Annotated in this window: 1 protein-coding gene and 1 pseudogene; both read right to left on the bottom strand. The window is 66.3% G+C overall.

Going from position 1 to position 11,558, the window contains the following annotated elements:
- Positions 1 to 60 precede the first annotated feature (60 nt).
- Entirely contained in the window at positions 61 to 3,258 is a 3,198-nt protein-coding gene (locus DYQ94_RS17005; RefSeq protein ID WP_505414913.1) for an autotransporter-associated beta strand repeat-containing protein, read from the bottom strand.
- A gap of 117 nt (positions 3,259 to 3,375) precedes the next feature.
- A pseudogene (locus DYQ94_RS17000) lies at positions 3,376 to 11,091 on the bottom strand (autotransporter-associated beta strand repeat-containing protein); the annotation flags it as partial.
- Between the last annotated feature and the right edge of the window lie 467 nt (positions 11,092 to 11,558).

Genomic DNA, 11,558 nt, shown 5'->3' with positions numbered 1-11,558 from the left:
CACTGTGCATCAGGCAAAAAAAAGCCCCGGCAATGCCGGGGCTTTTTGGTCTGCGGTGAATCAGAAGCTCCAGCCCCAGGTGACCTGGCCGCCGTATGCGGTCTGGCCATCACCGTTGAGTCCCTGCAACGACAACGCCATGCGGCTGTTGGGCGAGGTGATCAGGCTGACGCCCAGTTCGCCGACCACCGCGTTCTTGGCCAGCGTGACGCTCTGCACCGAGAACTGCGAGCCGCTGCCGACAAAGCCGGCCGACCGCTCCACGGCACGGTCGCCGAACGCATGCCGCCAACCCACCGAGGCGTACACCCCGGCCGCCGCACCCAGCTGCCAACGCCCGCGCACACCCACCGTGCTGGTGGTGTACTCGTCCTTGGCACTGTCCACCGACAGCCCGGCAATGCCGCCGCGCTCGTCGAAGCCATCGGTCTTCAGGTGCGTGTAGTCCGCCGCAACGAAGGGGCTGTACACCGCATTGCCGGTGCGCAGGTTCCAGGCCGCTTCCAGCGACACGGTGACGGCCTTCGCATCGTAGTTGCTGGTCAGCCGCTCTTCGAGCACACCGGGCAGCATCACCCGGCGGCTGCTGTCCACGCTGTAGTCCGCATAGTCGACCGCAGCCTGCATAGCGAACGCGGACCAGTCGGCCTGGGCATAGATGCCGGCATGGGTGCCATCGATGTCGGAACGATCCAAGGATTCGCGCGAGCGGGTTTCGATGTCCTGATTACCGACCGCGACACCGACCACGCTGCGCTCGCCGATGCGCCGTTCTGCACCGGCCATGACGCCGTTGTCCTCGCGCCGCACCGAAGCGGTGTTGGCATCCCCATCGACACGATTGGGCAGGCTACGGCCGGTGATCCAGACCGTGGTGTCGCCTACCTGCGCGTCCTGACTGTCGCCACGCAGATGATTGCCGACGCCACTCAGCAGGAAACGGCTATCCAGCAATGCAGTCGCCGTGCTGGCGTGGCTTTCGCCCGACAGCGAGGCAAACGCCGTGCTGATCGCCTGCGGGTCGTCGGGCAGGCGCACCACTGCCTGGTAGACCGGGCTGGTGGTCGGCAAGCCATCCACCGCAGCTGCGGCAGCCTGCTGGTTTGGCGCGGTGACTGCATCGACCATGGCCACGGTGTTGCGGCCAAACGACACCGACAGCGCCGTGGCACTGGCGCTGACATTCGGCGTGACGAAGGCGTAGTCGGAGACGACGTTGGTAAACCGACCGGTCAGCCCGCCGGCGGCGCTGATGACCGGGATCTCGGTGAACAACGGCAGGTCCGTCGCACGTACCAGTTGCAGGGTGCTGCCAGGTGCCAGCGTGGCCGCCCCGCCCACGCTGATCGGTGTCACCGTGCCGCCCGCACCCGGCGTGACCTGCAGGGTGGAGCCATTTGCAAGCGCGACATTGCCGCCGACGCTGATCGTGCCCGTACTGCCGCCGATCGCCACGGTGCCACCGGAGGTCAGGCCGCCGATGCTGCCGCTGCCGGTGAGCGTGCCGCCCGGGCCCACCGTGACCGGCCCGCCCAACGCGGCGCCCGGATTGGCCGGGTTACCCACGCTCAGGGTGCCCGCGACGATGGTGGTCGGCCCGGTGAAGCCACTGCTGTTTGCGGTGACCAGCAAGGTGCCCACACCATCCTTGAGCAGACTGCCGGTACCCGACAGGATCCCTGCGTAGGTGCCATTGGCGGTCTGCTGGAACACCAGTGCGCCGGCATTGGCGATATTGCCCTGCAAGCTGTCGGTATCGCCAATCAATGTGCCCGCATTGATCGTGGTGCCACCGAGATAGGCGTTGACACCATCCAGCGTCAACGCGCCCGCGCCGTTCTTGATCAACGTACCGCTACCGGTGATGTTGCCGGCAAACGTGCCATCGCCTGCCTGGTCGAACACCAGTGTCGCGTTGTCGACGATGTTGCCCTGCAGGCTGGTGGTGTTGCCGATCAGGCTGCCGCTGGCAATGGTGGTGCCACCGCTGTAGGTATTGGGCGCAACCAGCGTCAACGCACCCGTCCCCTGCTTGACCACACTGCCGGTGCCGCTGACCGCGCCGGCGAACACGCCATCGCTGGCCTGATCGAACACCAACGTGGCGTTGTCGACGATATTGCCCTGCAGGCTGGTGGTGTTGCCGATCAGGCTGCCGGCGCTGATCACGGTACCGCCGGTATAGGTGTTGGGTCCGAGCAGTTGCAGCGCGCCGGTGCCGGCCTTCTGCAGCGAGCCGGTGCCGCTGAGCGTGCCTGCATAGACGCCGCCGGTGTTCTGGTTGAACACCAGTGCCGCGTTGTTGGCGATATCGCCCTGCAGGCTGCTGGTGTCGCCGATCAAGGTACCGGCCGTGATCGTGGTGCCGCCGGTGTACCCGTTCGCACCGTTGAGCACTAGTGCGCCGGCGCCATCCTTGATCACGTTGCCGGTGCCGGTGATCGAGCCGGTGAACACGCCATCGGCCACCTGGTTGAACGCCAGCGTCGCATTGTCGACGATGGCTCCCTGCAGGCTGGCGCTGTCGCCGACCAGGGTGCCGGCGTTGACCGTCGTGCCACCGGTGTAGCTGTTGCTGCCGTCCAGTGTCAGCGTGGAAACCCCATTCTTGATCAATCCACCGGTGCCGGTCACAGCACCGGTCAAGGTGAGATCGTTGCTGCCCGCAAACGCGACTGCACCTGCCAGCTCGACTGCGTTGGTCACTGTCAGTGCCTGATCGGTATCCAACGCGGTTCCGGTCGCGGCGGTCAACGTTCCGGTGCCCAGCGCCTGTGCATCACCCAGCACCAAGCTACCGCTGGCAAGTACGGTACCGCCGCTGTAGTTGCCGGCTTCGGCAAGCGTCAACGCACCCGTCCCCTGCTTGACCACACTGCCGGTGCCGCTGACCGCGCCGGCGAACACACCATCGCTGGCCTGATCGAACACCAGCGTGGCGTTGTCGACGATATTGCCTTGCAGGCTGGTGGTGTTGCCGATCAGGCTGCCGGCGCTGATCACGGTGCCGCCGGTATAGGTGTTGGGCCCGAGCAGTTGCAGCGCGCCGGTGCCGGCCTTCTGCAGGGAGCCGGCGCCGCTGAGCGTGCCGGCATACACGCCGCCGGTGTTCTGGTTGAACACCAGTGCCGCGTTGTTGGCGATATCGCCCTGCAGGCTGGTGGTGTCGCCGATCAAGATACCGGCCGTGATCGTGGTGCCGCCGGTGTACCCGTTCGCACCGTTGAGCGATAGTGCGCCGGCGCCATCCTTGATCACGCTGCCGGTGCCGGTGATCGAGCCGGTGAACACGCCATCGGCCACCTGGTTGAACACCAGCGTCGCGTTGTCGACGATGGCTCCCTGCAGGCTGGCGCTGTCGCCGACCAGCGTGCCGGCGTTGACCGTCGTGCCACCGGTGTAGCTGTTGCTGCCGTCCAGTGTCAGCGTGCCGGTGTTGGTCTTGATCAAGGCGCCACTGCCGCTGATATCGCCGGCAAGCGTGAGGTCTGCCGGATTGTCGACGCTCAGCGCAGCGCCGAGGACGACCGCATTGCCCACAGTTGCGGCAACAGGGTTGGTCAGCACCGCAGCGCCGACCACCGACAGGCTGCCGGTGCCCAGCGCGTTGTTGCTGCCGATCGACAAGGTGCCATCGCTCAGCGCGGTCCCGCCGGCATAGCTGTTGTTGCCACTGAGCGTGAGCGTGGATGCACCGGTCTTGATCACGCTGCCGGCACCGCTGATGGCGCCAGTCAGGGCGAGATCGTTGCTGCCAAGCAGCGTCACCGCACCGTCGAGCACCACCGCATTGCCCACGGCCAATGCCTGGTCGGTATCGAGGCTGGTACCGGCTGCCGCGGTCAGCGTGCCGGTGCCCAGTGCCTGCGCATCGCCCAGCACCAGCGTGCCGCCGCCGAGCGCGGTGCCGCCGGTGTAGGTATTGGCGGCGCTCAGCACCAGCGTGCCGGTGTCGAGTTTCTGCAGCGTGCCAGTGCCGCCGATGCCCACATCGATGGTGCCGGTGACGCCAGGGTCGACACGGATGATGGTGGTGGCCGCATTGGCGCTCAATGCACCGCCGCCGGCATCGCTCAGCACATACCCGTCGCTGATGAACTGCATGCCGGTAATGCCTTGCGTGCCCTGCACGCCTACATTGCCTGCGGTGCCGGCGAACACGGCAAAACTGTTCTGCCAGTCGCTGTTGCTCAGCCCATCGATCGAGGTCCAGTTGGTGGGGCCTGCGGCCCACACGCCTGCGCCGCCATCGATGCTGCCATTGGCAATGGTCTGCGCACCATCCCAGAACTGCACGTTGCTGCCGGGCGCCAGCAGCACCACGTTGATCTGCTGGGCCAGCGCGGTCTGCAACGTCAGCTGGGTGGGATCGATCGTACCTGGCAGCGTGCCGATGCCCAGGCCGTTGTCGGTCAAGCCACCGGTGTAGTCGATCAGGCGGTACACGCCGGTGCCGAAGCCGCCGATGTCGGTGATGTTGAGCGTGCCGTCCAGGGTGAGATCGCCATTGACCGCCAACACGCCGGTCTGGCTGGGGATGCCCAGGAACGCGTCCAGCGTGGCAGTGGGAGCCAGGCTCAGGCTGCCGGTGGTCAACACTGCGCCACTGGTCACCACCAGGCGGCCGCCGTCATTCACCGTGACCGCCGCATCGACCACGCCGCTGCCGCTCAAGCTGGCACCGCTGCCCACGGTCAGGCCACCTGCACTGGCCAGCGTGCCATCCACGTCCAGCGTGCCGGCGGTGACCTGGGTGGTGCCGCCGAGCGCGCTGGTGCCGGTGAGCTGCAAGGTGCCGGTGCCGACCTTGTCCAGATTGCCTGCATCGCTCAGGCTGCCGGCAAACGTACTGCCGACGTTGTTGGCGCCAAGCTGCAGCGTGGTGCCGCCCAGCACCGCGACGTTGCCCTGCCCGGTCACTGCACCCAAGGCCGCATTGCTGCCGAGCGAGAGCCCGGCACCTGCGGCCACATCCACGACGCTGGTGTTGCCCAACGCGCCGGGGGCGGCGGTGGCGAGCACGCCGGCCTGCACCGACACCGGGCCGGTGAACGTGTTGCCGCCGGACAAGGTCAAGGTGCCCAGGCCCGTCTTGGTCAACGCACCCGCGCCACTCAGCACTCCGGTCAGGCCCAGATCGTCCGCGCTGGCAATGGTCAGATCGGCTCCGAGATTGACCGCATTGCCCAGTGCCAGCGCAATCGCGTTGCTCAAGGTGGCATTGCCCAGCACCGACAGGCTGCCGACACCGAGCGCGGTGTTGCTGCCAACCGCCAGGGTGCCTGCGTTCAACACGCTGCCGCCGACGTAGCTGTTGGCGCCGTCGAGCGTGAGCGTGGACGCGCCGTTCTTGATCACACTGCCCGCGCCGCTGATCGGGCCGGACAGGCGCAGGTCGTTGCTGCCGACCAGGTTGAGCGCGCCATCGAGTACCACTGCATTGCCGACCGCCAATGCCTGGTTGCTATCGAGGTTGGTGCCGGTTGCTGCGGTCAGGGTGCCGGTGCCCAACGCCTGCGCGTCGCCCAGCACCAGGGTGCCGCCGCTGAGGGCGGTGCCGCCGGTATAGCTGTTGGCCGCATCGAGCACCAGCGTGCCGGTGTCGAGCTTTTCCACGCCACCGCTGCCGGAAATAGCGACATCGATGCTGGCGGTTGCACCCGGATCCACACGGATCGCGGTCAACGGCGCAGTCACAGCCAATCCACCCGCGCCGGCATCGGTCAGCTGATAGCCATCGGTGACGAACTGCAGGCCGCCGATGCTCTGCGTGCCCACCACGCCGACGGCGGCTGCGTTGCCGGCAAAGACCGCAAAATCGCCTTGCCAGGTGCTGTTGGCGCTGCCGTCCTGGTTGGTCCAGTTGGTCGCCGCCCCCCAGGTCCCTGCACCACCATCGATGGTGCCGTTGGCGGTGGTCTGCGCGCCATCCCAGAACTGCACGATGCTGCCCGGTGCCGTCACCACCAGGTTGAGTTGCTGGCCGATGGCGGTCTGCAGTGCGAGCTGGCTGAGATCCACGCTGCCCGGAAACAGACCGATCGCCAGACCGTTGTTGGTGAGCAGGCCGGTGTAGTCGATCAGCCGGTACACACCCGTGCCGAACCCACCGATGTCGGTAATGTTGAGCGTGCCGTCCAGGGTGAGGTCGCCATTGACCGCGAGCAGCCGCGTATTGCTCGGCGCTGCCAGTGCGACATCCAAAAACGCACCCGGTGCCAGGGTCAGGCCACCCACGCTGAGCGAGGAGCCACTGGTCAATGCAAGCCGGCCACCGTCGGCGATGGTCACATTGCTTCCCACGTTGCCGGTGGTGCCGGTGCCGGTCAGCGTGCCGCCTAGCGCCACGTTCACTGCGCTGGTGCCCAGGGTGCCGATCACATCCAGGGTACCGCCGCTGACCTGGGTGGCACCGCCGATCGCGCTGTTGCCGAGCAGGCGCACCGTGCCGGCGCCGACCTTGTCCAGATTGCCGCCACCGCCGAGGCTGCCGCCAAAATCGCCACCGCCCAACTGCAGCGTGCCGCCGGCATCGGTGTTGACATTGCCGGCGCCGCTGAGCGCGCTGATCAGGCCGCCGTTGCTGAGATTCAGCACCGCACCTGCAGCGACATCGACATTGCTGGCGTTGCCAAGCGACGCAGCGGTGCTCGCAACCAGCGTGCCGGCCTGGATCGCCAGCGGGCCGGTGTAGGTGTTGCTGCCATTCAAGGTCAGGGTGCCGGCACCGGTCTTGATCAAGTCGCCTGTACCGCTGATGCTGCCGCTGACCAGCATGTCCGCACCGTTATCCACGGTGAGCGCTGCGCCAAGCGCGATGTCGTTGCCCAGCGCCACCGCAATCGCATTGCTCAGCGCTGCATTACCGACCACCGACAGGCTGCCGGTGCCGAGTGCGTCGTTGGCGCCGACCGCAATGGTGCCGGCCGTCAACGTGGTGCCACCGCTATAGCTGTTGCCCGCGTTGAGCGACAACGTGGTGGCGCCATTCTTGATCAGGCTGCCGGTGCCGGTGATCGCAGCGTTCAAGCCGAGATCGTTGCTGCCGACCAGCGTGAGCTGATCGTTCAACTGCACCGTATTGCCCAGCGTCAGCGCGGCAGCGGCATCCAGTTCGGCTGGGCCGCCGACCAGCAGCGCACCCACGCCCAGCGCAGCGTCGTTGCCGAGCACCACACGCCCCGCATTCAGCGCAACGCCGCCGCTGAAGGTATTGGCATTGGCCAAGGTCAGCGTGGCAGCGCCTTGCTTGTCGAGACTGCCGCTGCCGCTGACGACGCCATTGAGCGTGATGTCCTGCGTGCCAGGCAAGGTGAGTGCGCCATTCAAGGCAAGCGCATTGCCCAGCGTCACCGCGGTGCTGGCATCCAGTGTGGTGCCCGCGGCGGTGCTCAGCGTGCCCAAGCCCAGTGCCGTGTCGCTGCCGACCACCACTGCGCCGCCCTGCAGTTGCAGTCCGCCCGCCCAGGTGTTGTTGCCATTGAGCGTGAGCGTTTGCGTGCCATTCTTGATCAGGCGACCGGCGCCGTCGACCACGCCATCGAGGGTGAGGTTCTGGCCATCGATGGCGAGTTGGCCGGCGACATTGACCGCGTTCTGCAAGGTCACCGCCGCGCTGGCAGTGAGCTGCGTGCCATCGGCAGCGGTGAGCGCGCCGGTGCCGAGTGCGCTGTCGCTGCCGACCGACAGGATGCCGGTGTCGAGCAAGGTGCCGCCGGTATAGACATTGTTGCCGGTGAGGGTCAACGCACCGGCGCCCTGCTTAAGCAGGCTGCCTGCGCCACTGACGATGCCGGTGACGCCCAGATCGTTGTTGCCGGTGAGCGAAAGCGCACCGTTGAGCACCACAGCGTTGCCGATCGTGGTCGCGGCAGTGGCCTGCAGCTGCGTGCCATCGGCAGCGGTCAGCGCCCCGGTGCCCAGTGCTGCGCCGTCGCCGATCAGCAGCGCGCCTGCATCGAGATCCACGCCACCGGCAAAACTGTTGGGTCCAGCCAGCGTCAATGCAGCATTGCCGTCCTTGACCACGCCACCCACGCCACTGACCGCACCGGTGAGGGTGAGATCCTGGCTGCCGCCGAGCTGCAGGTCCGCTTCCAGCGCCACGTTGTTGGCGAGCACGCGTGCGGCGGTGCTGTCGAGCAGTCCGCCGCCGACGGTCAGGGTGCCAAGACCCAAGGCGGTGTCGCTGCCCAGGATCAGGCTGCCTGCACTCAGGCGGGTGCCGCCGGTGTAGCTATTGTTACCGGCCAGGGTCAGGCTGGCGGGGCCCAGCTTGTCCAGGCTGCCCACGCCGGTGATGGCGCCGGTAAGCGTGAGCGCGTTGCTGCCACCCACGTTGACCAGGCCGGCCAAGGCAATGGCATTGGCCAGCGTGCTGACGGTTGCATTGTTCAGGGTGGTACCGGCTGCTGCGCTGAGCGCGCCAACACCGAGCGCGGTGTCGCTGCCCACCGTCAGTGTGCCGGCGCTGAGCGTGGTGCCGCCGCTGTACAGATTGTTGCCGCTCAGCGTGAGGTCGCCACTGCCGGATTTGATCAGGCTCCCGGTGCCGCTGATCGCGCCACTCAGTGTCAGTGCTTGCGCCCCACTCAGTGTCAGCGCACCTGGAGTCAACGCGATCGCGTTGCTCAGCGAGGTGGCCGCCGTGTTTTGCAGGGCCGCATTGCCGGTGACGTTCAACGCACCCGTGCCCAGCGCGGTGCCGCTGGCCACCTGCAAGGTGCCGGCAGTGAGGTTGGTGCCGCCGGCATAGGTGTTCAGGCCGCCCAGGGTCAAGCTGCCGGTGCCGAGCTTGTTCAACGCACCGGTGCCGCCAATGGCGCCGCTCAGGTTCAAGGCATTGCCGCTGCTGCCCACGCCCAAGCTACCGGTGAGTGCAATCGTGTTGCCCAGGGTTGCCGCAGCGATGGCATCCAGCTCGCCGCCGCTTGCGGTCAGGGTGCCGGTGCCCAGGGCCGCGTTCGAGCCCACCACCAGGCGCCCGGTACTCAAGCTGGTGCCACCGGTGTAGGCGTTGTTACCGGTCAGGGTGAGGTCGCCCGCACCGCTCTTGATCAGGCTGCCGCCACCGTTGATGGCACCGCTCAATGTCAGCGCCTGCGCGCCGGTCCAGTTCAAGGGTCCGCCAAGGCTGATGCCGTTGGCCACCGTCAGTGGCGCACTGCTGCTGAGGTTGGACGCGCCGGTGACGTTCAAGCCGCCGGTTCCCAGTGCCGAGGTACTGCCCAGTTGCAAGGTGCCCGATGCCAGCGTGGTTCCGCCAGCGAAGGTGTTGGCGCCGTTGAGCGCGAGCGTGCCGGTGCCGGTCTTGTTGACACCACCCGCGCCGGCAAGCGTGCCGGTCAGGGTCAGCGCGTTGCCGCTGGCGCCCAGGCCCAGCGTATTGGTCAGGGCAACATTGTTGGCCAGGGTCAGTGGAGCGCTGGTATCCAGCTGCCCACCGGCGGCTGTCACCGTGCCCGCTCCGAGCGCGGTATTGGTTTCGATCCGCAGCGTCCCCGCGCCCAGCGTCGTGCCGCCTGCATAGGTATTGCTGCCGCCCAGGGTGAGCGTGCCGGTGCCGATCTTGTTCAACGCGCCGGCGCCGCTGATGCCGCCGCCAATCCGCAAGGTGTTGGCGCCGCCGATGCCGATGAAATCGTTGAGCACGAACGCGTTCGGCAAGTCGACCGCCGCACTGGAAAGCACGCTGCCGGCTGACACGTTGACGGCGCCTGTTCCCAGTGCGCCATTGGTTCCCACCGTCACTGAGCCGCCGAGCAGGTTGACGCCTCCGCTGAAGGTATTGCTGCCGGTCAGGCCCAACGCACCGCTCCCGGTCTTGGTCAGCGCACCGGTACCGACGATTGGGCTGGCAATGGTCAGGGCATTGGCGCCCTGCAGGGTCAAGCCACCTGCTCCCAAGGTGATGCCGCCGGCAGGCGACAGGCTCAGGCCGGCGGCTGTCGCCTCCAGCGCACCGCCATTGGCGGTGATGGCAGTGCCTAGCTGCGCAGGATTGGCGAACTGCAGTACGCCGCCATTGAGCGCGCTGCTGCCGAAGTTGCTTCCGCCCCCGACCGACCAGGTGCCGCTATTGACGCGCAGGCTGCCGAAATTGATGTATTGCGCGGTGCTGAGCGTCCCGACGCCGGTGCTGCCGCTGCCAGTGCCGGTGGCCGAATTCTGCAGGATCAGCGTATTGGTGCCGCCTGCGCCGCCATCCACCACACCGGTCTGCGCGAAGCTCAGCAAGCCCCCCGGCCCAAGCAGTTCCAGCGCCAGCCCGCCGCCGCTGTTGACGCTGCCGCCAGTCACCGCCGTGAAGCTGTTGGTGCTGCCCGCCCCCATCGACACGCTGCCGTTGATGGTGCCGGCGTTGACGAAGCTGTTGCCGGTGGCCGAACTCTGGAAGCCGACGCGCCCGTTGATGGTGCCGGTGTTGACCGCATTGACGGTACCGCCGCCGCTGACTGCTATCACCGGCGTATCCGCACTCAGCACCGACAGGTTCAACAATGCACGGCTATCGATCAGCCCGGCATTGTTGATCTGCACGACGCCATTGCTGGCCGAGGTGATGCCAAGCGCCATGCCATCGAGATTGAGCAGGTTCGCCCCCAGCAGGCCGCCGGTGCCGTAAATCGCGCCGGTGGCGAGATTATTGGCGGTCACCGTGGTGGAGCTGGCATTGCCCATGCTGACGCCGGTGCTCAACACCGACAACAGGCCGAGCGCCGAGGGATCGATCGTACCGCTGTTGTTGAGCGTGGCATTGGTGCCGGTGAGCGCAATGGCGGTGCCGCCCAGCAGCCCGGCGGTCATCTGCGTGCCTGCCGCAACGTTGATGGTCAGGTTGTTTGCGCTGCTTGCGAAGCTGTTGCTGGTGATTGGCAACCCCGTACAGGTGACGGTGGCGCCCGCCGCTGGAAGTGCAGGTGTGCACGCCCCCCAGGCCAGCATCGGTACGGCGGCTCCCACCGCCAGCACGACCAGGCTCGCCACACTGCGGCGGGTTGCGCCGGGCTTGCGCCGCCGACGTACCAGCTCGTGCGTCACCACCCAATTACCAATCGCCGCGTTCCAGACCAGCGCAAATGCACGATTCATTTTATTCCCCCTGTATCGCCGTGCAGAGACTCACGCACACACACACGCGCTCTCCAACAGCAGAAAGTTGATTTACTGTCGAGTCAGTTTAAAATTTACTGTCGAGTCGGTTTAAAACAGCTTGTGCCGTACCAACCGGTATCGCCTACGGATGAGGACGTTTAATACCATTCCCTGCGAATAATAGTGGGAGATTAATAGGGAAAGCGCCATGCCTGAAACTGTGCCGAATATCACTAACCAAGAAACTATCCATGACACACGCCCAAACTGTCGACTGGTTTACTCGTGCCCGTCAGCGTTATCGCGCTACCTCATGCGGCAGGCGCCACAGATCATGTGCGGCAGAATTCAAATAAAAACATGGCATAATTCAGCGGTAAAGCGGAATATTGCTGGATGAGTCCGAATGATTTAAAGCGATCTGATGCGGCCACCCGAACATTAGCGAGCCGAACCATTTCGAC

Origin of the sequence: Xanthomonas sp. LMG 8993 (genome assembly GCF_009835065.2) — a bacterium.
GTDB classification, from domain to species: Bacteria; Pseudomonadota; Gammaproteobacteria; order Xanthomonadales; family Xanthomonadaceae; genus Xanthomonas; species Xanthomonas arboricola.
The sequence above is the reverse complement of the archived record's forward strand: the minus strand, read 5'-3'. Positions and strand labels throughout refer to the sequence as shown.